Origin of the sequence: Winogradskyella maritima, from assembly GCF_042650215.1 — a bacterium.
Taxonomy (GTDB): Bacteria; Bacteroidota; Bacteroidia; order Flavobacteriales; family Flavobacteriaceae; genus Winogradskyella; species Winogradskyella maritima.
The window spans coordinates 1561546-1587893 of record NZ_JBHSAT010000004.1 but is presented as its reverse complement, the minus strand read 5'-3'; the positions used below and the strand labels follow the sequence as shown (position 1 = coordinate 1587893).

Annotated in this window: 26 protein-coding genes; 14 read left to right on the top strand and 12 right to left on the bottom strand. The window is 37.6% G+C overall.

Going from position 1 to position 26348, the window contains the following annotated elements; all coding sequences use genetic code 11:
- Nucleotides 1-69 precede the first annotated feature (69 nt).
- Nucleotides 70-1530: an aminoacyl-histidine dipeptidase gene (locus tag ACFOSX_RS08330; RefSeq protein WP_386099138.1), complete on the bottom strand. Its 1461-nt coding sequence runs from the start codon at nucleotides 1528-1530 to the stop codon at nucleotides 70-72.
- A 61-nt stretch (nucleotides 1531-1591) separates the two neighbouring features.
- Here ACFOSX_RS08330 and ACFOSX_RS08325 point away from each other — a divergent pair, with 61 nt between their 5' ends.
- The 3 genes from ACFOSX_RS08325 to ACFOSX_RS08315 all read left to right on the top strand — a co-directional run bounded on the left by ACFOSX_RS08325 (nucleotide 1592) and on the right by ACFOSX_RS08315 (nucleotide 7039).
- Nucleotides 1592-2677 (top strand): DUF3810 domain-containing protein, encoded by a 1086-nt coding sequence (locus tag ACFOSX_RS08325; RefSeq protein ID WP_386099135.1) that lies wholly within the window; start codon nucleotides 1592-1594, stop codon nucleotides 2675-2677.
- 65 nt (nucleotides 2678-2742) lie between these two features.
- A complete protein-coding gene (locus ACFOSX_RS08320; RefSeq protein ID WP_386099132.1) occupies nucleotides 2743-5709 on the top strand; it encodes an amidohydrolase family protein in 2967 nt (988 codons plus the stop codon).
- 19 nt (nucleotides 5710-5728) lie between these two features.
- Complete coding sequence (locus tag ACFOSX_RS08315; protein ID WP_386099129.1) at nucleotides 5729-7039, top strand: amidohydrolase family protein; 1311 nt, start codon at nucleotides 5729-5731, stop codon at nucleotides 7037-7039.
- Between the two features lie 94 nt (nucleotides 7040-7133).
- Here ACFOSX_RS08315 and ACFOSX_RS08310 read toward each other — a convergent pair whose 3' ends face one another.
- Nucleotides 7134-7934: a hypothetical protein gene (locus ACFOSX_RS08310; protein WP_386099126.1), complete on the bottom strand. Its 801-nt coding sequence runs from the start codon at nucleotides 7932-7934 to the stop codon at nucleotides 7134-7136.
- A gap of 81 nt (nucleotides 7935-8015) precedes the next feature.
- On the opposite strand from ACFOSX_RS08310, the gene ACFOSX_RS08305 reads away from it, so the two are divergent.
- The 4 genes from ACFOSX_RS08305 to ACFOSX_RS08290 all read left to right on the top strand — a co-directional run bounded on the left by ACFOSX_RS08305 (nucleotide 8016) and on the right by ACFOSX_RS08290 (nucleotide 11637).
- On the top strand, nucleotides 8016-8813 hold the full coding sequence (locus ACFOSX_RS08305; protein WP_386099123.1) for a TrmH family RNA methyltransferase: 798 nt from the start codon (nucleotides 8016-8018) through the stop codon (nucleotides 8811-8813).
- Nucleotides 8810-10045: a M48 family metallopeptidase gene (locus ACFOSX_RS08300; RefSeq protein ID WP_386099120.1), complete on the top strand. Its 1236-nt coding sequence runs from the start codon at nucleotides 8810-8812 to the stop codon at nucleotides 10043-10045. Before ACFOSX_RS08305 ends, ACFOSX_RS08300 begins: the two co-directional genes overlap by 4 nt.
- Nucleotides 10046-10135: 90 nt before the next feature.
- Nucleotides 10136-10846, top strand: a complete 711-nt coding sequence (locus ACFOSX_RS08295) for a flavodoxin family protein (protein ID WP_386099117.1) — start codon at nucleotides 10136-10138, stop codon at nucleotides 10844-10846.
- A 143-nt stretch (nucleotides 10847-10989) separates the two neighbouring features.
- A complete protein-coding gene (locus ACFOSX_RS08290) occupies nucleotides 10990-11637 on the top strand; it encodes a M15 family metallopeptidase (RefSeq protein WP_386099114.1) in 648 nt (215 codons plus the stop codon).
- Nucleotides 11638-11668: 31 nt separating this feature from the next.
- Here ACFOSX_RS08290 and rimO read toward each other — a convergent pair whose 3' ends face one another.
- Entirely contained in the window at nucleotides 11669-12976 is a 1308-nt protein-coding gene (gene rimO / locus ACFOSX_RS08285) for a 30S ribosomal protein S12 methylthiotransferase RimO (RefSeq protein ID WP_386099111.1), read from the bottom strand.
- A gap of 87 nt (nucleotides 12977-13063) precedes the next feature.
- Between rimO and ACFOSX_RS08280 the strand changes: the two genes are divergently transcribed.
- On the top strand, nucleotides 13064-14134 hold the full coding sequence (locus tag ACFOSX_RS08280) for a serine hydrolase domain-containing protein (RefSeq protein WP_386099108.1): 1071 nt from the start codon (nucleotides 13064-13066) through the stop codon (nucleotides 14132-14134).
- Here ACFOSX_RS08280 and ACFOSX_RS08275 read toward each other — a convergent pair.
- The 9 genes from ACFOSX_RS08275 to ACFOSX_RS08235 form a co-directional block, all read right to left on the bottom strand.
- Complete coding sequence (locus ACFOSX_RS08275; protein ID WP_386099105.1) at nucleotides 14131-15795, bottom strand: amidase family protein; 1665 nt, start codon at nucleotides 15793-15795, stop codon at nucleotides 14131-14133. The genes ACFOSX_RS08280 and ACFOSX_RS08275 overlap by 4 nt on opposite strands.
- Before the next feature lie 150 nt (nucleotides 15796-15945).
- Nucleotides 15946-16899, bottom strand: a complete 954-nt coding sequence (ftsY, locus tag ACFOSX_RS08270) for a signal recognition particle-docking protein FtsY (RefSeq protein WP_386099102.1) — start codon at nucleotides 16897-16899, stop codon at nucleotides 15946-15948.
- 219 nt (nucleotides 16900-17118) lie between these two features.
- Nucleotides 17119-17271, bottom strand: a complete 153-nt coding sequence (locus ACFOSX_RS08265; protein WP_386099099.1) for a DUF4295 domain-containing protein — start codon at nucleotides 17269-17271, stop codon at nucleotides 17119-17121.
- Between the two features lie 7 nt (nucleotides 17272-17278).
- Nucleotides 17279-17461: a 50S ribosomal protein L33 gene (rpmG, locus tag ACFOSX_RS08260; RefSeq protein WP_316661420.1), complete on the bottom strand. Its 183-nt coding sequence runs from the start codon at nucleotides 17459-17461 to the stop codon at nucleotides 17279-17281.
- Between the two features lie 25 nt (nucleotides 17462-17486).
- Nucleotides 17487-17723, bottom strand: a complete 237-nt coding sequence (gene rpmB, locus ACFOSX_RS08255) for a 50S ribosomal protein L28 (protein WP_386099096.1) — start codon at nucleotides 17721-17723, stop codon at nucleotides 17487-17489.
- 147 nt (nucleotides 17724-17870) lie between these two features.
- Complete coding sequence (locus tag ACFOSX_RS08250; protein ID WP_386099094.1) at nucleotides 17871-19118, bottom strand: competence/damage-inducible protein A; 1248 nt, start codon at nucleotides 19116-19118, stop codon at nucleotides 17871-17873.
- Nucleotides 19118-19459, bottom strand: coding sequence for an Hpt domain-containing protein (locus ACFOSX_RS08245; RefSeq protein ID WP_386099091.1), 342 nt, complete (start codon nucleotides 19457-19459; stop codon nucleotides 19118-19120). The genes ACFOSX_RS08250 and ACFOSX_RS08245 overlap by 1 nt, the downstream gene beginning before the upstream one ends.
- Before the next feature lie 5 nt (nucleotides 19460-19464).
- Nucleotides 19465-20076 carry a fumarylacetoacetate hydrolase family protein gene (locus ACFOSX_RS08240; protein ID WP_386099088.1) on the bottom strand — a complete coding sequence of 204 codons (612 nt, stop codon included), beginning with the start codon at nucleotides 20074-20076 and terminating at the stop codon, nucleotides 19465-19467.
- Nucleotides 20077-20123: 47 nt separating this feature from the next.
- Nucleotides 20124-20897 (bottom strand): exonuclease domain-containing protein, encoded by a 774-nt coding sequence (locus ACFOSX_RS08235; protein WP_386099085.1) that lies wholly within the window; start codon nucleotides 20895-20897, stop codon nucleotides 20124-20126.
- A 240-nt stretch (nucleotides 20898-21137) separates the two neighbouring features.
- Here ACFOSX_RS08235 and ACFOSX_RS08230 point away from each other — a divergent pair, with 240 nt between their 5' ends.
- From ACFOSX_RS08230 to ACFOSX_RS08205, 6 genes are all read left to right on the top strand, one after another.
- A complete protein-coding gene (locus ACFOSX_RS08230; protein WP_386099082.1) occupies nucleotides 21138-21911 on the top strand; it encodes a DUF6090 family protein in 774 nt (257 codons plus the stop codon).
- Nucleotides 21912-21931: 20 nt separating this feature from the next.
- Entirely contained in the window at nucleotides 21932-22702 is a 771-nt protein-coding gene (locus ACFOSX_RS08225) for a DUF6090 family protein (RefSeq protein WP_386099079.1), read from the top strand.
- Between the two features lie 20 nt (nucleotides 22703-22722).
- Nucleotides 22723-23442 carry a DUF6090 family protein gene (locus ACFOSX_RS08220; RefSeq protein ID WP_386099076.1) on the top strand — a complete coding sequence of 240 codons (720 nt, stop codon included), beginning with the start codon at nucleotides 22723-22725 and terminating at the stop codon, nucleotides 23440-23442.
- Nucleotides 23443-23534: 92 nt separating this feature from the next.
- Nucleotides 23535-24542, top strand: a complete 1008-nt coding sequence (locus ACFOSX_RS08215) for a DUF6090 family protein (RefSeq protein WP_386099073.1) — start codon at nucleotides 23535-23537, stop codon at nucleotides 24540-24542.
- Nucleotides 24543-25286, top strand: coding sequence for a DUF6090 family protein (locus tag ACFOSX_RS08210; protein ID WP_386099070.1), 744 nt, complete (start codon nucleotides 24543-24545; stop codon nucleotides 25284-25286).
- Entirely contained in the window at nucleotides 25283-26335 is a 1053-nt protein-coding gene (locus tag ACFOSX_RS08205) for a DUF6090 family protein (protein ID WP_386099067.1), read from the top strand. The genes ACFOSX_RS08210 and ACFOSX_RS08205 overlap by 4 nt, the downstream gene beginning before the upstream one ends.
- Nucleotides 26336-26348 lie beyond the last annotated feature (13 nt).

The following is a 26348-nucleotide window of genomic DNA, read 5'->3' as shown; positions in this document are numbered from 1 at the left end:
TTACCATATTCTAATTCAGTTCTTCTGTCACATTGAGCGTAGTCGAAATGCATCTTAACTGAAGTTATTTTACCTCTTCGGAATGTTTTTCAAAATTTCTAAAACAAACTTCCAATACTTCTGAGCTGAAGAAATCTGTGCGCGTTCATCGGGTGAATGTGCACCTTTAATGTTTGGCCCGAAACTAATCATGTCCATATCTGGATAATTGGTACCAAGGATACCACATTCCAATCCGGCGTGGCAGGCAGCAACATGCGGTTTTTCACCATTGAGTTTTTCATAGAGCGGCACCATTACTTTTAAAATGTCAGAGTCCATATTTGGTGTCCAACCTGGATAATCTCCAGAAAATTCCACCTCGCACCCCGTTAATTCAAAAGTCGCTCTCAAAGTATTAGCTAAATCCCATTTTGATGTTTCCACAGAAGAACGTGTCAAACAGCCTATTTTTATCTGTCCGTCTTTTACAATGACACGGGCAATGTTGTTTGAAGTCTCCACTAAATCAGGAATGTCAGCACTCATTCTATATACGCCATTCAGTGCAGCATACAAGGCTCTGGTTAAACCTTCTTGCACACCTAAGTCCATAATTTTTTCAGGTGTATCAGTAGATTCCAAAACAATATCCAAATCGGGCTCCATGGTTTTAAACTCCTTTTTTATTTCAGAGGCACGTTTCTCGATTTCAGATTTAAAAGCCGCTTCGTGTATCGCATCAATAGCGACTACTGCTCTGCTCTCTCTCGGAATAGCATTGCGAAGGCTTCCACCATCGATTTCTGAAATCCGTAACCCGAATAACTCAAAACCATCAAACAATAGACGATTCATAATTTTATTGGCATTGCCCAAGCCTTCATGGATTTGCATACCAGAATGACCACCTTGAAGGCCTTTCACTTCAAGTTGAAATCCAATTTTAAATTCTGGTGTCTCTTCTTGCTCATAATTTCGTGTTGCCGTAACATCGATACCTCCTGCACAACCCACCCCGATTTCATCGTCTTCTTCGGTGTCTAGATTCAGCAAAATGTCGCCTTTCAATAAACTACCTTTAAGACCTTTGGCGCCCGTCATGCCCGTTTCTTCATCAATGGTAAATAAAGCTTCTAGCGCAGGATGCGGGATGTCGTCACTTTCCAAAATGGCCAAAATCGTTGCAACGCCCAAACCGTTATCAGCTCCGAGCGTTGTGCCCTTGGCTTTTACCCAATCACCCTCAATAAACATCTCTATGCCTTGAGTGTCGAAATTGAACTCAGTATCATTATTTTTTTGGTGCACCATATCTAAATGCGATTGCATCACAATGGCTTTTCTATCTTCCATACCTGCGGTTGCTGGTTTTCTAATGATGACATTCCCAATTTCATCTTCTAGGGTTTCAAGATTCAATTTTGTACCAAAATTTTTCATAAATTGAATGACACGTTCCTCCTTTTTTGAAGGTCTTGGCACAGCATTTAAGTCTGCAAATTTATTCCAAAGGGCTTTGGGTTCTAAGGCTCGTATTTCAGAATTCATATCTATTATTTAAGGTTAACAAAGGTACAAGAACTAATTGTTTTTATGTCTATTTTTGAGGGTGCAACAGCTAAAAACATACGGACTGCCATTATCGGGTTTTGTGGTCTTTCTGCTCAACCAAATCTTAAAGTCCCAACCCGAATTTGTAGAACGTTTCTATAGTAACGGCATCTATGTGTATATCTCCAAAGCCATGCGTTTTGTATTTGGTTGGTTACCTTTTTCGGTTGGCGATATCCTTTACACGCTTGCTATTCTTTTGGTACTTCGCTGGTTGATAAATTCCAGAAAACGACTATTTAAAGACACGAAAGCATGGGGTTTAGAATTGCTTTCAACACTATCCATCGCTTATATAGCATTTCACGTATTGTGGGCCTTTAATTACTACCGCCAACCCTTGCATATAGCTTTGGATATTGATAACGAGTATACAATCGAAGAACTTTCAAACGTCATTGATTATTTAATTTCTGAAGCCAATACAGCACATTCAAGATTGAGCAAGGTTGATTCCTTAAAAATTGAGTTTCCCTATTCTAAATACGAGATTTTAGACAAAGTCCCTGATGGTTATGTGCAACTTCATAAAGAATTTCCCAAACTAAACTACCAACCCCACAGTATTAAAACATCCATGTACAGCACTATGCTAACGTATATGGGATTTTCAGGGTATTTGAATCCCTTTACCAACGAAGCACAAGTGGATATTTTAATCCCAAAATTTAAACTACCAACCACAGGAAGTCACGAAGTAGCTCACCAATTGGGATTTGCGGCCGAAAATGAAGCTAATTTTATCGGCGGTTTGGCCGCAATCAATAATCCGGATCCTTATTTTCAATATTCTGGTCGTGCTTTCGCTTTGCGCCATTGTTTGTATGACTTGTTTAAGAGAGACCAAAACCTTTACGAGGCAAAACTTGAAACCATAAATAAAGGTATTCTGACAAATTATCAAGAAGTACGAGATTTTTGGATGAGCTATCAAAATCCTTTGGAGCCTGCTTTTAAAACCACTTATGATAGTTTTCTTAAAGCGAATAACCAATCTAAAGGGATGGAAAGTTATAGCTATGTTGTAGCGCTTTTTGTGAATTATTTTCAGGCTAATACTCAAGACCTAAACGTTAAAAATTAGGCATTGCTTTACTACAATCTATGTATTGCCTATATTTAAGTCACTAATCTAACTCACCAACATTCATGACAAAATTTTATTTGAAACTGCTTTTGGTACTATGCAGTTTTTCATTGTTTGGGCAAGACTATTTTCCGAGCAACTCGGGCGTAATTGCCAAAAACACCAACTACACGGCATTGACCAATGCTAAGATCTATGTTAGTCCCACGGAGATTATTTCCAATGGTACTTTATTAATTAAAGACGGAAAAGTGGTTAGCGTTGGAAAAAACGTATCCATTCCTCAAAATTCCACAAGGGTTGATTTAACGGGAAAAACGATTTATCCATCATTCATTGACATCTTTACAGAATTTGGGGTGAAAAAACCGGAACGTTCTGGCGGTGGTAATTTTCCACAATACGAAGCTGGTCGAAGCGGCTATTATTGGAACGATCATATTCGTCCGGAGCAGAACGTAATGACTTCATTTAAGTATGATTCCAAAACAGCATCCGAAATGCATAAACTTGGTTTCGGTGTGGTTAACACACACATACCAGACGGTATTATTAGAGGAAACGGCGCTTTGATTGCCTTGAATAATAATGCGGATAATGCCTACCGAATTTTAGATGGCGAATCGGCGCAGTACTCTTCATTTAGTAAAAGTAACGCTTCAAGACAAGTCTATCCATCTTCAATTATGGGCAGTATGGCCTTATTACGACAAGTCTATTCTGATGCCAACTGGTATGCTAGTGGTGCTTCGGAAACTCGAGATTTGTCATTAGAGGCTTTAAACAAGAATAAAAACTTAGTGCAAATCTTTGATGCTGGAAGTCGTGCCAATTTGCTACGCGCAGATAAAGTTGGCGATGATAGTGGTGTACAATATGTTATTCTCGGTGGTGGTGATGAATATGAACGCCTTTCAGAAGTAAAAGCTACAAATGCCACAGTGATATTACCGCTTGATTTTAGAAAAGCCTACGATGTGGAAAATCCTTTTTTGGCATCGACCATGTCTCTTAGCGATATGCGCGCTTGGAATCAAGAGCCTCACAATCCTCGATTATTGGCTGAGAGCGACATTCCATTTGTATTGACGACGCATGGTTTAAAATCGAAAAAGACTTTTATGTCCAATCTTAGAAATGCGATTGAGCATGGATTAGCCAAAGAAAAAGCCTTAGCTGCATTAACTACAGTTCCTGCTCAAGTCATTGGTAAGAGCAATGAGGTTGGGTCTTTAAAATCGGGAAGCTATGCTAATTTCTTAATCGCTTCTGGTGATATTTTTGATGAAAAAACCACTCTTTTTGAAAATTGGGTACAAGGTGAACCTCATGTTTTGGAGGTTATGAACACCACAAATATAGATGGCGACTATGCGTTTAATCTTGCGGGTGATTCGTATAATATGACGGTTTCTGGAAGCACGAGCAAACCTAATGTAAAAATTGAAAGTGGCGATACATCTTTGGGTACTAAAGCGGTTTATAGTGATGATTGGCTCAACCTAACGATGAGAACCAAAGACACAACCAAGACTGAATTCATCAGAATCGTTGCTACCTCTCCAAATGGCAATGCTTTAAATGGTAAGGCAACGCTTCCGAATGGAAACTCTGCCAATTTCTACGCTATAAAATCTAAGAGTGAGACTAAGGAAAAAGACGATAAAAAGAAGAAAGATGATATGGCTGATGCCAAAGCAATGAGCCCAATCACCTATCCTAATTTGGCTTATGGCTTTACGCAGAAACCGAAAGCAGAAACCTTATTGTTTAAAAACGCCACGGTATGGACCAATGAGTCTGAAGGCGTTTTAGAGAACACCGATGTCTTAATTAAAGACGGAAAGATTTCCAAGATTGAAAAAAACCTTTCGGGTAGTGGCGCAAAAGTGATTGACGCCACAGGAAAACACATCACGGCTGGTGTCATTGATGAGCATTCCCACATTGCGGCGGCATCCATAAATGAAGGTGGCCAAAATTCCTCAGCTGAAGTAACCATTGAAGATGTTATTGATGATGAGGATATTGACATCTACCGCAACTTAGCTGGTGGCGTCACTTCGATTCAGATTTTGCACGGTTCTGCCAATCCGATTGGAGGACGCTCCGCCATTATTAAATTGAAATGGGGTGAGCCAGCAGAAAATCTGGTATATGATAATACGCCAAAGTTCATCAAGTTTGCTTTGGGTGAAAACGTAAAGCAATCTAGAAGCCAATTCAATGCAAGATTCCCACAATCGCGCATGGGTGTTGAGCAAGTGTATGTCGATTATTTTAGTAGAGCTAAAGCCTATGACAAGGCTAAGAAAAGTGGTCAACCTTATCGAAAAGACATTGAAATGGAAGTCTTGGCAGAGATATTAAATGGCGAACGCTATATCTCTTGCCACTCCTATGTGCAGAGTGAAATCAACATGTTGATGAAGGTAGCGGAGCAATTCGGGTTTAGAATCAACACATTCACACATATTCTTGAAGGTTATAAAGTCGCTGATAAAATGGCAGAACACGGTGTTGGAGGTTCTACCTTTAGTGATTGGTGGGCCTATAAATACGAGGTCAATGACGCCATTCCGTATAACGCATCCATTATGCATAATGCGGGAGTTACAGTAGCAATTAATAGTGATGATGCTGAAATGTCTCGACGCTTAAATCAGGAAGCTGCAAAAACCATAAAGTACGGTGGCCTGAGTGAAGAAGATGCTTGGAAAACCGTAACACTTAACCCTGCAAAGCTCTTGCATTTAGATGACCGCGTAGGAAGTCTAAAAGTGGGGAAAGATGCAGATGTTGTCCTTTGGAGCGACCATCCGATGTCAATTTATGCTAAAGCTGAAAAGACTATTATTGAAGGGATCACTTACTTTGATTTAGAACGTGACCAACAAATGAGAGCCGCCATTCAGAAAGAAAAGAGTGAGCTTATCAATAAAATGCTTCAAGAAAAAAACAAAGGTTTAAAAACCCAACCCGTAAAAAAGAAAGAAAAAGAATTATTGCATTGTGATTCAATGGACTAATCTTTTAAAAGATAGAAATATGAAAACACTATATAAAATTCAAACGCTGGTTGTGCTAGTTATAGCGAGTCTTTCCTTCGCGCAACAAACACCAGGAGATAAGCAAACCAAAGACATTGCTATAGTTAATGCCACAGCGCATTTGGGAAATGGTGAAGTTATAGAAAATAGCGTCATTACATTTTCAAACGGAAAAATCACCAATGTTGCTGATGCTACCGTTGTAAAAATGGATATGAGCAATATGGAAGTCATCGATGCGTCCGGTAAACATGTGTATCCTGGATTTATTGTCGCTAACGGAACCTTAGGATTGGTTGAAGTTGATGCTGTAAAAGCATCAAACGACCTTTCTGAAATGGGTGCTTACAATCCGCATATCCGTTCCATTATCGCTTATAATGCAGAATCAAAAATTGCGGAATCCATGCGCCCAAATGGTGTTCTTTTAGGACAAGTTGTGCCACGAGGCGGTCGAATTTCGGGCACCTCATCTGTGGTGCAGTATGATGCTTGGAATTGGGAAGATGCTACCGTTAAAAATGACGAAGGTATCCACATCAATTGGCCAAGTAGTTTTAGCCGTGGCCGTTGGTGGTTAGGCGAAGACCCAGCTCTTAAACCAAATAAGGACTACGGCAAGCAAGTCATGGAATTGGAAGATTTTTTCAATGGCGCAAAAGCCTATGGTAAAGGTTCTAAAAGTGAACGTCACCTACCTTTCGAAGCCATGGCAGGACTGTTTAATGGCGCAAAAAACATTTACATCCATGTAGATGATGAGAAAGGTATTACGGATGCCGTAAATTTTGCCAAAGAGCAAGGTATTTCAGGGATTACTATCGTCGGTGGCTACCAGGCAGGAAATGTCGCTAGCTTCTTAAAACAAAATAATGTCTCTGTTTTCTTAAGACGAGTACATACGCGACCAGAGTTGGAAGATGATGATTATGACCTTCCTTTCAAATTGGCCAAAACCTTAGTCGATGCTGGCGTGGTTGTGGCTTTAGAGCCAAGCGGTCAAATGGAGCGTATGAATTCTAGAAACCTACCGTTCTATGCTGGAACAACCGTAGCCCATGGCCTAACTAAAGCTCAAGCTTTACAATTGATTACGCAAAACCCAGCAAAAATCATGGGTATTGATGATATGTACGGCACTCTAGAGGTTGGTAAAAGCGCTACACTTTTTATCAGTGAAGGTGATGCCTTAGATATGCGCACCAATCAAGTAACCCATGCATTTATTGATGGACGCAACCTCAGTTTGGAAACCCACCAAACGGAATTGTGGAAACGCTATAACAAAAAAATAAATGGGGAAGATTAGACGATTGACGATTGACGATTGACGATTGAAAACTAAAAAACCGATAATTTCAGATTGAGATTATCGGTTTTTTATAGTTATAGGCTTTGTTGAATTACTCAATCATCTTAGCTCCCTCAGGCGCCGAAAACATAGTTTCGGCAGGTGCTTCTTGAGAAAGTTTAATATCTTCAAAAATAACCGTGTTACGCTTTTCTGTAGGTTGCCCATCTTCAACAGTGTACCAGTCAATACTTTTAGGTAATACTACGCCATTGACGTTTTCCCAATTGTTATAACGGATGTAACTAAATTTATCACTTTTCTCATCCTTACCAAAAGTCACCGTATAGGCCAACCATTGCATTTGTCCAGTTTCGGCATCATAAAATAACTTGTATTGGTCATTAGAGGCAACACCAATGCCTGCTTCATAAGACACCATGAATCCAGGATATGATTTTCCTTCGAACTCCAATGGTTCAATTGTTTGGTATTCTATACCGTCATCACCCAAAATAAAAGGCATGGCATAGAAATACATCATAAGACCTTTGTAAAACTTGGCATTTCCTTTGTACTCATTGCCATCTTTCTCAACAACCCAATACTTAGAGCCATCAAAACCGGCTGTGTAAGTTGGCGTTTCTATAACTTCATCCCTTGTTTTCAAATTTGTGGTCGTCACTTCTGCGCCATTTGGCTTTTGTATCGTAAAGCTTAAGGTTTGCATTTTATTCCATGTGTCAATACCGCCGTGGGCATCAAAGACCTTAGTAACGTCTTCTGGGTAAATACTTGTCGTCACCAATTCTGTCTCAAATTCGGTAGTTACAGTGTCTTCTGTTGTCTTTGCATCATTCTTACAAGACATCAATAAAGTAAGAACAAAGAAGCTTAAAAATTTAATTTTCATGATTAGGTTTTATGATTAGTATGGTGGTTTGACGTGTTTTCTACTTCAAAATTACATTTTTAACCCTAATTTTGTCCATCTATGGCAAAACAGATTAGCAGTACCAACAATCCGTTAATTAAAAGTCTATTGCAACTGAAGACCAAGTCCCGTGAACGCAAGGCTTCCGGAACTTTTGTTATTGAAGGTAAGCGCGAATTATCCCTAGCCATCAAAGGTGGATATACCATTGAAACCCTTTTATTTTATCCTGAATATTTTTCAGAATCTGAAGCCAAAGCTCTAGAACGGTATCACATTGACATCATTGAAATTTCACAAACGGTGTTTCAAAAATTGGCACATCGTGATAGTACAGAAGGTGTGATTGCTATTGTAAAATCTAAGGACCATACTCTTGACGATTTAAAACTTCACAATAAAAATCCTTTGATTTTGGTTGCCGAAGCGCCTGAAAAACCCGGAAATATCGGCGCATTATTACGAACAGCGGATTCGGCGAATGTCGATGCCGTGATTATTGCCAATCCTAAATCCGATTTATACAATCCAAATATCATTCGCTCTAGCGTAGGTTGTGTATTTACCACTGAAATTGCCATGGCCACGTCCGAGGACGCTATTACTTACTTGCAGAATCTGAACTTTAATATATTCTGTGCCACGCTTCAGGATTCTAGTCCGTATCATGAAGAAGATTACACTTTACCAACTGCAATTGTTGTCGGGACAGAAGCGACAGGATTAACGCAAATTTGGCGAGATGCATCCACTAAAAACGTAATAATTCCCATGCAAGGTGTGATTGATTCCATGAATGTTTCGGTTTCGGCAGGTATCCTGATTTTTGAAGCCAAAAGACAACGCAATTTTAAATGACAGCAGACACTCTTTTTTATATCATTATTGGAATTATCATCCTGAATTTCATCATCGATAAATGGTTAGATGCCTTAAACGCCAAGCATTTTGATGACCCCATACCAGAGCCACTAAGGGATGTGTATGATGCGGAGAAATATGAGAAATCACAGCAGTACAAAAAAGTGAATTATAGTTTCGGGATATGGAGCTCCTTGTTTTCATTGGGACTAACGCTTGCTTTTCTGTTTTTGGACGGCTTTGAATATGTAGATAATTTAGCGCGAAGTTTTACTGACAGCCCTATCGGTGTGGCGCTCATTTTCTTTGGGATTATTATGCTTGGTAGTGATATCATCTCCACGCCATTTGCCTATTACAAAACCTTTGTGATTGAAGAAGAATTTGGATTTAATAAAACCACAAAACGTCTATTTTTTATCGATAAATTGAAAGGTCTTTTGATGACGGCTGTTATCGGTGGGCTAATACTGTCAGCCATTATTTGGTTTTACCAGCAGACCCAAGATAATTTTTGGTGGTACACCTGGACTTTGGTTGGCGTGTTCACACTCTTTATGAATCTATTTTATTCGCGATTAATCGTACCGTTATTCAATAAACAAACGCCCTTAGAAGATTCTGATTTAAAGACCAAGATTTCAAACTACGCGCAATCTGTTGGATTTAGTTTGAATAAAATTTTCGTCATTGACGGAAGCAAAAGAAGCACCAAAGCCAATGCTTATTTTTCGGGGTTTGGTAGGGAAAAACGGGTAACGCTCTATGATACGCTGATTAATGATTTGGACGAAGAAGAAATTGTTGCCGTACTCGCTCATGAAGTTGGACACTACAAACGAAAACACATTATTTTCAATTTAGTGGCTTCACTGCTATTGACGGGACTAACGCTTTTTATTTTATCACTTTTCATTTCAAATCCCATGTTATCCCAAGCCATAGGTGTTGAGACGCATAGCTTTCATGTTGGTTTGGTGGCTTTCGGACTGCTCTATGCACCAATTTCAGAAGTGACAGGCTTGGTGATGAATTACCTTTCCCGCAAGTTTGAATATCAGGCAGACAATTACGCCAAAGAGACCTATAGAGCTGAACCTTTAATTTCGGGATTGAAAAAACTCTCCCAAAACAGCTTGAGTAATCTAACGCCACACAAGGCTTACGTATTTGCGCATTACTCGCACCCAACCTTATTACAGCGCTTTCAGAATTTGATGAACGCCTAGTGGAATGAGCACATTTCTTGAGTTTTCGCAGTAGCTACTTAAAAATGGAGGTTCTAATTTTATCGGTATCTTTAATAAAATCCAAAACCGATGAATACTCCCGATTTTTCAAAACTCAAAGCCGTTTACATCAATTGTACTCTAAAAAAGTCGCCAGATAAAAGTCATACCCAAGGTTTGATGGATGTTTCAAAACATATCATGAAAACCGAAGGCGTTCAGATTGATGAAATAAGACTTGTTGACCACGATGTAGCATCGGGTGTGTACCCAGATATGACGGAACATGGTTGGGATACGGATGACTGGCCGGCCTTGTTTGAACGTATTTTTGATGCGGATATTTGTATCATCGGAACACCTATTTGGCTTGGCGAAAAATCGTCCGAAGCTCAAAAACTCATAGAGCGTTTGTACGCCATGAGTGGGAAACAAAACGAAAAAGGACAGTATCTCTTTTACGGTAAAGTAGGTGGTTGCGTCATTACTGGAAACGAAGATGGTGTAAAACATTGTGCCATGGGGATTCTTTATGCTTTACAGCATATTGGGTACTCCATACCACCACAGGCCGATTGTGGATGGATTGGTGAAGTTGGTCCCGGACCGAGTTATTTAGACAAAGAAGCCGATGCAAAAAACAACGATTTTACCAACAGAAATACCACCTTTATGACTTATAATTTAATGCATTTGGCTTATAAATTGAAGCAAGATAATGGCTATTCGGCTTATGGAAATTCTAGAAATGCATGGGACGATGGCACACGCTGGAATTTTGAAAACCCAGAATATCGTTAGAATTATGCTTTCTGAACTTGTATTTTAGTACAATGAAAATTGGCCTCTGCTTTTTTGTTTTTCTTTTATGTTTTTCATGTCAAGACAAATCCTCACCTCTCGTTAAGGTTGGACAGAACTACTCAAAGGCTGAAACTAAAGACGTGTCTACTGACGTCATAAAGCCCGAAATTTCTAAACAAGCGCTTTTAGGTAAAATTGAATTTGAAAAAGATTCAAATTTCATTAAAGTCGATTCAAAATACACGAATAAGACTACTTATTTGAGAAATGCGACCTACGATGCTTTTTTGAGAATGTATAATGATGCTTTGAAAGATAATATTCATCTCCACATTCTGTCTGGCGCGCGGAATTTCAACTATCAAAAAGGCATTTGGGAGCGCAAGTGGCAACGGTATTCGGACTTAGAGCCGAAAGACCGAATCGCAAAAATCATGGAATACAGTTCTATGCCAGGGACATCACGACATCATTGGGGCACAGACATTGACTTAAACAATTTGAAAAATGCGTATTTTGAAACGGGCGAAGGTAAACGCATCTATGATTGGCTGACAGAACATGCTAATGACTATGGATTCTATCAAGTCTATACCGAAAAGTCTAATGGAAGAACAGGTTACAATTTAGAACGCTGGCATTGGTCGTATATGCCATTGGCAAAAGATTATCTTCAAATGTATAATGACTCTATCACGTATAACAATATTTCTGGTTTTAGCGGTTCAGAATATGCTGAAGACCTCCAAATCATTGAACGTTATGTCAATGGTATTGATGGATATTGAAACATTAAAGAAATTAACCCTTCGACTGCGCTCAGGGAGACATAATATCTCCATACAAATCAAAATCCTCAGCTTCGGTGATTTTCACAGTTGTGAATTCACCATTCTTCACGTAGAATTTTGAAGCATCAATTAACACCTCATTATCCACATCGGGCGAATCAAATTCAGTACGTCCCACAAAATAATTACCTTCTTTCCTATCGATGATGACTTTAAACTCCTGACCAATCTTAGCTTGATTCAATTCCCAAGAAATTTGTGATTGAATTTCCATAATCTCATTGGCGCGTTGCATCTTTACGTCTTCAGGCACATCGTCTTCCAAATTAAAGGCATGTGTGTTTTCTTCGTGTGAATAGGTAAAACAACCCAATCGCTCAAAACGCATCTCTTTTACCCATTGCTTTAAGGTCTGAAAATCCTCTTCCGTTTCTCCAGGATACCCAACAATCAGTGTTGTTCTAATCGTCATTTCAGGTACTTTCGCTCTAAATTCTTGAAGTAATTTTGTGGTCTTCTCTTTCGTTGTGCCACGACGCATACTTTTCAAAATAGAATCCGAAATATGCTGTAGTGGAATGTCTAAATAATTACAGATTTTAGATTCGCGATTCATCACATCTAATACATCCATCGGGAAACCCGTTGGGAACGCATAATGTAAACGAATCCACTCGATGCCTTCAACTTTCACTAGGTTTTCTAGCAGTTCAGCAAGGTTTCGTTTTTTGTATAGGTCTAAACCGTAATAGGTTAAATCTTGCGCAATTAAAATCAATTCCTTTACGCCATTGGCCGCCAACTTTTCAGCTTCAGTCACTAAATCTTCAATCGCTGTGGATTTATGCTTACCTCTCATTAAGGGAATAGCGCAGAAGCTACACGGTCGGTCGCAACCTTCCGCAATCTTTAGATAAGCATAGTTCTTTGGTGTGGTAGTTAGGCGTTCGCCAATTAATTCATGCTTGTAATCGGCGCCTAGAGCTTTCAAAAGACCAGGTAATTCTGTTGTCCCAAAATATTGGTCTACATTAGGAATCTCTTTTTCTAAATCGGGCTTATAACGTTCAGAAAGACATCCCGTTACAAAGACCTTGTCGACCTCCCCATCTTCCTTCTTTTGCATATACTCCAAAATAGTATTGACGCTTTCTTCCTTGGCATTATTGATAAAACCACAAGTGTTAATGACAACAACATTACCTTCCTGCTCATGGACAACATCCTTACCGCTCGCCTTCAATTGTCCCATAAGCACTTCACTGTCGTAAACATTCTTACTACAGCCGAGTGTAATGACATTAATCCTATTTTTCTTAAGAGTCTTAGTACGCATATGCTTTTTAATCAGGCGGCAAAGATACAACCTAAATTAAACCTTTAGTATTTTTAGTGGTCTAAAAACAAACCACCAACATCTATCATGAGATACCTCGCTTACATATTTGTTTTATGCTGCATCATTAATTGTAGCAGTACAGATCCACTTATAGAAGATGACTCAACAACAATCGATAGCGTCTATTTCCCTCCCATAGATTCTGATGAATGGGAGTCTGAAAGTGTTTCTAACCTAAATTGGGATACTAATGCTTTACAGCCTTTGTTGGATTTTTTGGAACAGAAAAACAGTAAAAGTTTTATTATACTTTATAACGGAAAAATAGTGGTGGAGAATTATTTTAACAACCACACATTGGAATCCTCATGGTATTGGGCCAGTGCAGGAAAAACGTTGACCACAGCACTTACAGGTATTGCTGCAAATGAAGGCTTATTGGATATTGACGCGAAAATTTCGGATTATATTGGCGATGGATGGACTGATGCACCGACAGAAAAGGAAAATTTAATTACCGTAAAGCATCTTTTGTCTATGACCTCTGGTCTCGATGACAGCATGGGACAAGGTGTTTCAAATGAAGATTTAACATATGTCGCTGACGCAGGGTCACGGTGGGCCTATCACAATGTCTATAAAAAGCTGCAAGATGTTGTGGCAAGTACTAGCAATTCGACCTGGAATAATTATTTTAATTCTAGTTTGAAAACTAAAATCGGGATGACTGGCGCTTGGATTGAAAATAGTGATTTTAACGTGTATTGGAGCAATGCCCGAAGTATGGCGCGGTTTGGTTTGTTAATGGCGAATCAAGGCAATTGGGATGGGGAGCAGATTATTCCAGCAGATTTTTTGTCTGACGCTACAAATACATCACAAAACCTTAATAAATCTTATGGTTATCTCTGGTGGCTCAACGGAAAGTCATCATATCGGCTACCACAAAGTCAATTTGAATTTACAGGATCACTTATCCCTTCAGCGCCGGATGATATGTATGCGGCCTTAGGTAGGGATGACCAGAAAATTTATGTTATTCCAAGTAAAAAATTAGTTGTGATACGTATGGGCAATGCAGCGGATGACTCTAATTTTGCACTTTCAAATTTTGACGATGAATTCTGGATCAAAATCAAGGCCTTAATCAACTAAAATAGCGTTGGAGCTTTACGTGCCTTTGAAGCTTGCTCGTAGACATAAGCCCATTCCAACAATTGTTTTTCTCGCAATCTAATTGAGATAAAAGTCAAGCCTTTGGGTTCACCATCCTCATCATAGCCCATCGGTACCGTAATTGCCGGATATTCGGCAACTGCTGCAAAACCAGCATGAAAATTATTGATAGACAAAAAGCCATCCAATTTTAAAGATTGAAGCGGTTTGTCAAAATACAGTTTTCCATTTCTGTAAAGGGTGTCTCTAATTTTTTCGAGGAAATCATCATCGCCCATATCGGCAGAAATCCCTTCGAATAAACGCTGACCATAAGGCATAGCATTTAATGAATCCTGAAGATTGAATGCCATGATATCATCCACATCTTTAAAACCTAAATCCTTATTGGCATAATTCTCCAAATATGCTGGAAGATCGCGCTTCATATCTACGTTCAGCAATCTTATAAAGTTTGGCAGACCTAAGGATTCTTCATCAATTTCAACAATTTCAGCACCTTTAGATTTTAGAACATCCAACGCATCGACGTATAATTTATTCTCCATTAAACGTTTTGGAGCACCAAAGCGTTTCCCTTCTAGACTGGCGTTCATTAAATCCTTGTCATAAAAATTACGATCCCAAATGCTGTAAATGGTTTTGCTGTCAGATTCATCTTCGCCAAACATGGCGTCCAATACTATAGCATTGTCCACGACAAATTTAGTCATTGGCCCAGCAGTATCTAAGGTTGAAGAAATAGGAACAATCCCAGAACGACTCACTAAACCTATGGTTGGTTTTAGTCCCACTACGGAATTCTGGCTCGATGGCGATAAAATAGAACCCGACGTTTCCGAACCAATGGCGGCCACTGCAAAATTGGCAGCAACCGAAGCACCACTGCCTGAGCTTGAGCCACCTGTATCAAACACACGTCTTCCATAAGGATTTAAGGTCTGACCTCCAATGGCCGAATAGCCACTAGGACAATCCCCACAGAAAAAATAAGCCCATTCGCTAAGGTTAGCTTTTCCAAGGATCAATGCACCTTGCTCTTTTAATTGCTCAACAATAAAAGCATCCTCAGTTGTGTTATTTTTTAAAGCCAAAGCGCCCGCAGTTGTTGCCATCCCTGAAGCATTGATATTGTCCTTCAATAAAATAGGCATTCCAAAGATTTTATGCTTTCGTTTTCTGTTTAAAAATTCACGGTCTTTTTGTTGAGCTTCCGCAATGACGTTGGGATTAACCGCAATCACAGAATTTAAGGATTTATCATTTTCACGATCGTATTTACGGATACGATAGAGGTAGAACTTGACCAATTCCTCATACGTAAATTTATTTTCGGAACGCAATTTTTGAAGGGTCGGAATATCCTTTTCAATCACCATTGCTTTTAAGCGATTATAATCAGCTTCCGTAAAATCATCCATTTTAGGAGAGACATTTTCCCAAATTTCGCTTTTAGTTAAGTTTTTAGAATCCAATACTTTGAATTCCCGAAAGTCCTTAGTAGAAATATCAGATAGGTCAGTATCTGTATTATCAACTGCGGTTTCGGTTTTATCTTTTACATCTTCAGATGTTGTAGTTGATGTGTTTTTGCAGGATGCTATTATGAAAAAAGCGCTGAGAAAAAGGTATTTGTGCATGATTTGTATTTTTAATAAAAATACGGAAAAGTAGTAGTTATAAAAAAGACCCGACAGGTTTTGAAAACCTGTCAGGTTTAATATATTAATTGAAAGATTCCTGACTTAATCCTTCACTTCATCTTCGAACAGAATTGGTGCAGGAATATGTTACTTAAAAAAGGAATCCACAAATTCGTATTTATTAAAGACCTGCAAATCTTCAATACCTTCGCCAACGCCGATATATTTTACCGGAATTTGAAATTGGTCTGAAATGCCAATAACGACACCGCCCTTGGCTGTTCCGTCTAATTTGGTAACGGCTAATGACGTTACTTCCGTTGCAGCAGTAAATTGTTTGGCTTGCTCAAAGGCGTTTTGTCCTGTGGAGCCATCTAGGACTAACAAGACATCATGTGGTGCATCATCAACCACCTTTTTCATCACCCGTTTTACTTTGGTCAATTCATTCATCAAATTGACTTTATTATGTAATCGCCCTGCAGTATCAATAATGACTACATCAGCCTTTTGGTTCACTGCACTTTTTAAAGTATCAAAAGCAACAGATGCTGGATCACTACCCATAGATTGCTTTACTATCGGCACATCCACACGGTCCGCCCAAACCTGAAGTTGATCGATTGCCGCTGCCCTAAAGGTATCCGCTGCGCCTAAAACAACGTTTAAGCCTTGTTGTTTAAACTGATAAGCTAACTTACCAATGGTTGTAGTTTTGCCAACACCATTAACGCCTACGACCATAAGAACATAGGGTTTCTTATCCGTTGGAACCGTAAATTCTGTGGCTTCTCCAGAATTAGTTTCTGACAATAAGGCGGCAATTTCTTCACGCAGGATTTGGTTGAGTTCTGAAGTGCCTAAGTACTTGTCTTTAGCCACACGTTCTTCAATGCGCTCTATAACTTTAAGTGTGGTATTGACACCGACGTCACTGGTGACTAAGACTTCTTCAAGATTATCTAGAACATCGTCGTCAACTTTTGATTTTCCTGCAACTGCTTTGTTTAATTTATTGAAGAATGAGGATTTAGACTTCTCTAAACCTTTATCGAGGGTTTCCTTTTTTTCGGAATTAAATATCTTTTTGAAAAAACTCATACTAATGTTTAGTCGTTTGTTGTTTAGCTGTTTAGCTGTTTAGCGTGAATTCTCAAGGGCCAATGAGCACCCCCAATTCACATTAAATCGTTGTCAACAACCTTGCCTATTTATTGTATCTGCTAAGTTGTCAGACCATTGGTAAAGATAATTGAATCTTCACAAAAAAAAACTGCTTCCTAAGTGAAAGCAGTTTTATAAATCTATATCTGATGGCGTTTATTTTTTCGCCAAAAATTCATTAACAAATTCTGGTGCCATAACTGACTCTACGAACATGTAAGCTCCTGTTTTTGGAGACTTTACCATTTTAATCGCTTTTGTTAAACGCTTAGATCCTGTCTGTAACGATGCTACTGATTTCTTTGCCATGGTCTTCTTATTTTATCTCTTTATGAACTGTCATACGCTTAAGGATAGGATTAAATTTTTTAATCTCCATACGGTCTGGCGTATTCTTTTTATTCTTTGTTGTAATGTATCTTGAAGTTCCTGGCTGACCAGTGGCTTTGTGCTCCGTGCACTCTAAGATAACCTGTACTCTATTTCCTTTTTTTGCCATTGTAAATTGACTTTAGCGTTACCGCTTATTTGTAAAATCCTTTTGCTCTAGCTTCTTTTAACACTGCAGAGATACCAATTCTATTGATAGTCTTAAGTGTAGAAGTTGCTACTTTTAATGTTACCCACTTATCTTCTTCTGGAATGTAGAAACGCTTTTTGATCAAATTGGCACCAAAGGTACGTTTAGTCTTGTTCATAGCGTGGGAAACGTTGTTTCCGACCATCGCTTTTTTCCCAGTAAGTTCACAAACTCTTGACATCTTTATCTAACTTTAGGTCTATAATTATAATCTGTTTTTTTGATTGCCGTAAAGTCTTGACTTTTAAACAATACCAATACCCGAACACAGATATTTTTTAACAGGGTGCAAATTTAGGAAATCTTTATTGATTGACAAATAGAACTTTTAGTTTTTTTCTATTTCTTTTTGAAGCATTTCAAAGGCCTTGTTGGTCGCTTTTTTGATGACCTTTTCACGATGATTGCCGAAATTGAAAACTTGAGCATAAACACATTCCTTTGTGGCAATTGCAATCCACACCGTACCTACCTCAGCATCAGCATCTCCTTTAGTTGGACCAGCGTTACCCGTTGTGCTAATGGCGTAGTCTGTATTGAATTGTTTTCGGATTGATTCTGCCATGGCCTTGGCCACAGATTCACTCACCACCGAATCTTTGTTTATTAGGTCCTCGGGGATATGCAGAACATCCCGTTTTATAGTTGTAGCATAACTGACCAAGCTCCCTTTAAAGTATTTTGAAGCTCCGGCATTCGCCGTAATGGCTTGTGCCAAACTACCGCCTGTGCAACTTTCCGCAATAGACAGTGTTTTCCCTGACTCGGTTAATTTCATACCAATCCGTTGCTCTAGTGTTGCGTCTTCTTCAAAACCAACAAAGATATCATCAATGAGAGGCAATACTTTCTGAACTTCTTGTTCTAATGCTTTTTCTACTTTTTCTCGGTCTATATCTTTTCCGGAAAGACGAAGACGTACTCTACCCAAACTTGGTAAGTATGCCAATTTTATAAACGGAGGCAATCCATCTTCAAAAGATTCTATGCGTTCTGCAATGGCGCTTTCGCCCAAACCGTAAGTTAACAATGTGGTATGTTTAATAAAGGGGAATTTGAAGCTTTCTCGCAACTTAGGAATGACTTTATCCTTAATTAAAGCCTTCATTTCATAAGGGACTCCGGGCATGGAGACAAAAACTTTTCCGCTTTTGTTGAACCACATTCCTGGCGCTGTACCATAGTTATTCATCAGTACTTCACATGTTGAAGGCACCAAAGCCTGTTTCCGATTTAGATTTGAAATTGGTGTAGAGATGTATTTTCTAAAGAGTTCTTCGACATGATGCAAAACCGCCTTGTTTTCCACCAATTCATCTTCAAAATAATGACACAAGGTATGTTTGGTAATATCATCCTTTGTAGGGCCTAAACCACCAGTTATAAGAATAACATCAGCCCGTGCCTCGGCTTCTGCTAGCGCATCTAAAATGTGTTGCTTGTCATCTCTAACAGAACTAATCTGAATAACGGAGAGCCCAATTTTACTGAGTTCACTTCCTAAAAATGCGGAGTTGGTATCGACAATTTGACCTATGAGAATTTCATCGCCAATGGTAATAATTTCGGCATTCATTATAGGCCAAAGTCAGCTTTTAATTCAGCCGTGGCATTCTCAATAGCACGTAAAACGGTCTGTAGTTGGTCTGAGACGTCTGTATCGTCTTGTTCAAACTTACCCCAATCTTGAATGTCTATCAGCTTGTCTAAAACGCCAAGTTCAAACATGTCGATGGTGGGTTTCATTTTGTGGGCGGCCTGATAGGTATCGTAATAATCCTTGTTTGGTACACCAACACGTAAACGCTCAGCATCTTCAGGGACTTCTTCGATAAAAGCAGCAACCAGTGCCGCTACGAAATCTTCATCGCCGTCTGCCAATTCACGTACACGACTTAAATTATAATGTTCTGCCATTTTTGCTATTTAATCTTAACCGAAAACAGTTCTGTGTCTCCGATATATCCTTTGAGTTTTTGTTCTGCAACAACCTTGCCGACTCCTGCAGGTGTTCCTGTAAAGATAATGTCTCCAATTTTTAAAGTAAAATATTTAGACACATATTCGATGAGTTCATCGATTTTCCACAGCATCAGGGCAGTATTTCCTTTTTGGACGACTTTTCCGTCCACTTTTAAACTAAAATCTATGTTATTGATATCCTTGAAATTAGACTTTGGCAACCACTTACCAATGACTGCGGCACCATCAAAAGCCTTTGCTTTTTCCCAAGGCAATCCTTTGGCTTTTAATTTGGTTTGAAGGTCTCGCGCTGTAAAATCTATTCCCAAGCCAATTTCATCATAATATTTGTGGGCAAATTTTTTATCGATATGCTTCCCGATACGATTTATTTTTACCAGAACCTCAACTTCATGATGCACATCATCTGAAAAATCTGGAATAAAAAAGGGTTGTTTTTTCAGAAGTACACTAGAGTCTGGCTTTATGAACACCACAGGGTCTGAAGGTTTTTCGTTCTGAAGTTCTTCAATATGCTCTGTGTAGTTTCTTCCGATGCAGATGAGTTTCATGGTCTAGATGGCTTAGATTCTTTTAGATTACTTAGATAATTAGATTCTTAGATTTTATTATTAAACTGGCTCAACTTAATCGCCGTCAATACCTTCTTAGTGTACCTCGGGAAATCGGCATTAAGTAACCAACCAAAATAGCCCGGCTCCTGCTCCAACACATCCAAAACACGTTTGCCTTTGTGCTTCCCAAAGGAGAAACATTCTTCACCTTCTTTGTTGTACACCAGAAAACCTGCGAAATCGGCAAACTTTTTTCTTGAGCTAAATTCTGCCAAAAACTTGGTGTCATTTTCTAATTCGTCGTATTTCTCTATTTGTGCTTTCAAGACTTCGTAAGTAGCATTGGTATCGGCTTCAGCGCTGTGGGCATCTTCTAAATTTTTATCGCAATAGAATTTATATGCGGCTGTAAGTGTGCGCTGTTCCATCTTATGAAAAATGGTCTGCACGTCTACCGAACGACGGCTCTTCATATCAAAATCAATATCGGCTCGTAACAGTTCTTCGGCGAGTAAGGGAATATCGAATCGGTTGGAATTAAACCCACCCAAATCCGAATCTTTAATCATGTTATAAACATCTTTTGATATGTCTTTAAATGTTGGTTTATCAGCCACATCGGCATCCGAAATACCATGAATTGCCGTCACTTCTGGCGGAATCGGCATCTCTGGATTTACGACCCAGGTTTTGTTGTCTTCCTTACCGTCTGGATGTACTTTTAAAATGGCGATTTCTACGATACGATCATTTGTGATATTGATACCCGTGGTTTCTAAATCGAAAAAACAGATGGGTTTATTGAGGTTTAATTGCATGAGTTGTATTTATGGATGGCAAAGATAAAGAGAATCTGTGGGATTGCGGTTTTGGCGCATAGTTGGCTGAGAATATGATATTTCTCCAACCTAAATCGACATCTAATTAATTTACTTACAAGGATTTAAATTCATAATAAAAGAGTGTAAAATGTAACATTTACTTACATTTATAAACCAATAGCATAACCAACCATCTCTACATAGACCTTCCCTGCTTAGTGCTAAACTAGCTGACCGATGATTAATTTCTTTAGACGCACCCGGCAACGCCTTGTTGGGAATGGGCGTTTTTCAAAATACATACTTTACGCCATTGGCGAAATCATCCTTGTGGTTATTGGGATTTTAATTGCACTGCAGATTAACAATAGAAATGAGTTTCAAAAAACAAATACAAAACAGGCGACCTATTTAGCGCTCATACAAAATGAGATGATAAACAATCTCAAATCGCTAGATGAAGAGCGTCTAACGCTTTCTAAGGTTATTTTAAACCAACAAATCCATCTAAAACTAATGCAGGATAAAGATGCGCAGGATACGTTAAGCGAATTACACTTATCTCAAATTTTGGTCAATTCTATTTCTAATGATATCTCGGTAAATTATGAAAACGGTGTTTTAACGGAGCTTATAACATCCGGCAATTTAAAGGATATCACTAATGACAGTATTAGAAATAAATTATCGTCTTGGGAAAGTAAGATTTACAAAATTCGCGAACAGGAAAATTCATTGAGCACCTATTGGAATAAAAGCAATGATTTCTTTGAAGCAAAGGGGAAATTCAGAACGCTTTTTGACCATACGACCTATTCGGATTATGTTGAGTTAGAACGATTAGATGTTAACGAAAGCAACAAATCTGTTTTAAACTCTAGAGTATTTGAAAATATCCTTTTAATAAAACTGGCCTCCTCCATGCATTTAGAAAAAGGGGTCTATCCAAAATATAAGAACGAAATTGAAAAACTGATCACTATGATTGAACAAGAATTAGACTCCAATTAGATATATGTAAACAATTTAAGATGATTAAAATCTTCCGTCAAATACGATACAACCTTATGAGTGAAAATAAAACTGGCAGGTACTTTAAATACGCTATCGGCGAAATCATCCTTGTGGTTATTGGTATTTTAATTGCCTTAGGAATAAATAATTGGAACGAAAAACGACAAAACAGGAATGAAGAAAAAATTACCCTGACAAAATTAGAAAAAGATTTAACTGCAGATTTTTCACAGTTTAATTACTACAAACAAACTTTTAGACAAATTGACCAGCTACATATAGAGCTTTATCGTTTAGTACAAGGACAATTACCAGCGGATTCTATTTCGGAACCCGTTCTTATTAGAAGATCCTTATATTTTACACAGCTTGTAGATTCGGATTTTAAAAAGGATATACCGGCAATTAACAATAAAAAAATCGACGAGGCATTGACTAAATATACAAGGCGCGTCAAGGATATGGAAGTTCTATACTCCATCCAACTCGAATCAATGATTAATAATAGGTTAAAGCCATTGCTTTATGAAAGTGAAGTTTATAACCCGAAGAGTTGGTTTTCTTTAGAAAAAAAAGGCTTCAGCAAAGATCTCACATACACATCAATCAATGGTAAAAATATAGTCGATAAAGAAAGATTCATCGCATTAGCAAAAACAAATAAATTTCAACAACTCTTATTTGAACTTAATGCAAAGTGGCATGAATTTAACGATAGGCTCGACCAAGTAATTGAAGCCAATGAAAATTTCAAAGATTTAATAACATCTGAATTGAAAAACTATTGAGGTAAGAAAAAAAATACCAAATGATAAAATTCTTCCGGCAAATACGATACAACCTTATGAGTGAAAACATAACTGGCAGGTACTTCAAATACGCTATTGGTGAAATCATCCTTGTGGTTATTGGGATTTTAATTGCGCTTCAAATCAATAATTGGAACGAGCATAGGAAGCGAATGGCAACTGAGAGCCTCTTACTGGCGGATATTATTGAAGATTTAAAATTAGATTTTCAAGAATTGAAGGTAAACGATTCGCTATTATCCATTCAAGAGGATGTAGTTAAATTGTTAATTAAAAATCCAAACGATTCTTTTCTATCAAAATCGGCAGATCTCAGTTATTTGCGATTTTGGGCTACAATCCACCCTGTCACTTTTGCCGATAATATCCCCGATGGCATTCAAAGAAGAGAAAATATTGAACTTCTTAAAACCTATCAAAGATCACAACAGCGCGTATTGGAGTCCAATAAATTTTACGGTACAGTCATTCTCCAATTGGTAAGACCTTTTTTGAGAAAGCACGGAGTGCACAACATCGATGGTGCACTTGTTCCTGTAGACGCTGTTGAAGTAAATCTTATTGATTATGACACTCTAAAAGAACAATTTGGTTCTGTAGGATTTAGGGAGGTACTTTTTGAATTGCATTTAAAGCTGAGAGAATTTAGGTATTACTTAAAAACACTTATGGAAGAGACCGAGAAGCTTGTACCCATTCTCAAATCTCGGATTCAATGATCTTTTAGTTAATCAATTAATAACGCATCCATAAATAAAAATCATCAACTCTTAAAATGATAACGCTCTTTAAAAAAATTCGCTTTCGTCTTATGAAAAATAACAAAACTCGATCTTACATAGTATACGCGTTTGGTGAAATCTTTTTGGTTGTCATTGGCATATTATTAGCGTTACAAATTAACAACTGGAATGACGCGCGTCTCAAAGAACAAAAAACAACTACTCTATTACTGGATGTCCTTAATGAAATTGAAAAGAATATTGGAATTTCGACTGAAAAGCTCCCCTATTTTCATGAAAAGGATAGCGTATTCAATGCCATAATGTTTAAACAAGTCACAGAAGAAACCTACTTGAGTCCTGAGTTTCCTGAATTTAAATATATGCTGAATAATACGGAAAGTGTTGATTTGCTCGAGGAAGCATTCAATGTCTTAATGGCCAATATGGAAGATACGCCATTGCGCTATAAAACCATTATCAAGGATTTAAGTCACCTCAATAAAATCTTAAAAAGAGATGTCGATGAATGGAATACTATTTTTAAGAAAGAATTTCAAGACTACGTAAAGTATGAGGCAGAAAATTATGACTGGTTCTCTAATTATTCTGAAAATGGGAACACACCCTTGGTAGAATACTATGTTAATAACAAAAAATACAGGAATAAGGTGGCCTATATGCATGACATAGTTATTAATAATTTAGTGCGTGAGACAATGGAATACAGGGAAGAAGCCATAAGCAATTATTTACAAATTGCTAAACTTTTAGAATTAGATGTAGAATCCGAAGATATGGTTTGGGAAATAAAAAATCCTGAAATATATACAGGGATCTATAAACTAGAGCTTCATATAGAGAATGGTTTTATGTGGGGTCCTAAGAAACCAGTAAAGCAATTAACCATAATTGAGAATAACAACCGTCTATTTATGGCAAGCCCTTTAGATACTACAAAATATGAAGTACTCCCTTTTTCTAAAACACAGTTTTATACAGTAAACAAAGGCTATTATTTTACTTATAAAATAAATCAAGAACATACGTTAATAGAGTCTAATAATGGTGCTGTATATAAAAAAGTGAGACAATAAATGATTAAATTTTTCAGACAAATTCGCTACAACCTTATGGAACAAAATAAAACGGGTCGTTACTTTAAATACGCAATCGGCGAAATCATCCTCGTAGTTATCGGTATTTTAATTGCTCTTCAGATTAATAATTGGAATCAAAATAGACTCCAACATCAAAATGAATTAAAATTTTTAAAAGGCATCCAAAGTGAATTCAAATTAAATAAGGCCTATTTAGAAAACGCAAAAAAAAAGAATACTGAAGCATTAAAAACAGGAAGGTCAATAATGAGTTTAATGAACAAAGACATTGAAACCTTAAAACGGATAAATACAGATAGTTTAATCTTTCAAATTTTTGAAGTAGGAGGTTTTGAAATATCAGAAAATACGGTTTTGGAAATCATGCAAGTCGGTCAATTACAACATTTAGAAAATGAAAAATTAAAATCCTTGATTTTAGATTGGACTCAACATAAAAATAGAATTGAACGCACTAGACAAAATATGGATAGGAAACAGGATTATTTAGTAGACTATTTAATGTCACGTTATCCCTTAAAAAATATTGATAGATATGGAATACTTGCTTGGGAAAACGATTCGGAAATTGAGATTAACAAATACACCATTTTCAGCGATTTAGAATTTGAAAATATTGTGGATGATTTTTTATACAACCTAGCAAGTTACGACATTAGAATTACCGACTTTCTACAAGTTATTGATGGCATTCTTGAAAATTCAACAGATACACAATGATTAAATTCTTTCGCCAAATACGCTTAAAATCCATGGAAAATAATAAGACCTCGCGATACCTTAAATACGCCATAGGCGAAATCATCTTGGTGGTCATTGGAATTTTAATTGCCTTACAAATCAATAATTGGAATAGTGAACGGCAACGACAACGAAATATAAATGCTGTTCTAAAAGAGATTCAAACTGATCTACAAAAAAACATTTTAAAGGCGAGTGAATTATTTGATGGTTATATAGGTAAAGACTCGCTCTATCAAATGGTTAATAATAATAAACTAACCAAGGAAGACTATATGTATAATAAAGGGGATTTGTATGGTGTATATTTTGCCTATTGGTATGCTACATATGAAATTTCAGATAATGCTTATCTTAAATATAAAGGACTTATTGGGGATAATTCTTCTGCAAATGACACGCTTACAAATATGCTGGACAATATGTTTGTGCCTCTAAAAACCAATATAGAAGTATTCGAAAAACGACTACAAAACACGGTATATGAAAATATTGATTATCTAGCAAAAAACAAGGATTGGTATTACAAATGGAATGCCTCTTCACCCAGCCTATTAGATACAGACTATTTGGAATTTTATCTAAAAGATGAATTTTATAAAAACCAAGTAGCTGTATATATTAATGATTACTTAAATCTAGTGCGAGACGCCCAAACCTTCCGAATTCAGGCACTACAGGTTTCTCAGTTAATAGCTAATAGACTTGGCGAATCTGATAATTTGTATAAAGACCAAGTATTTACTCAGGAAACTTTTGCAAATGATTTGATTGGAGATTATACCTTACAAAAGCCAGAGTTGAGTACCAAGGAAGATAAACAACTACAAGTAACGTATAAAAATCAACAAGTCTTTATATCAAACGGAAATAAAGAAATCCCTTTGTACCCTCATAGTAACAGCTTGTACTATGGCTCTAATTTGCAACAGGTATTCAAATTTATATCAAATAATGATAGTAAATCACCAACCCTAATCATTATCAACGAAAGTGGGCATCACGAATATCACAAATCTATCAATTAGTTATGCTTAGTTA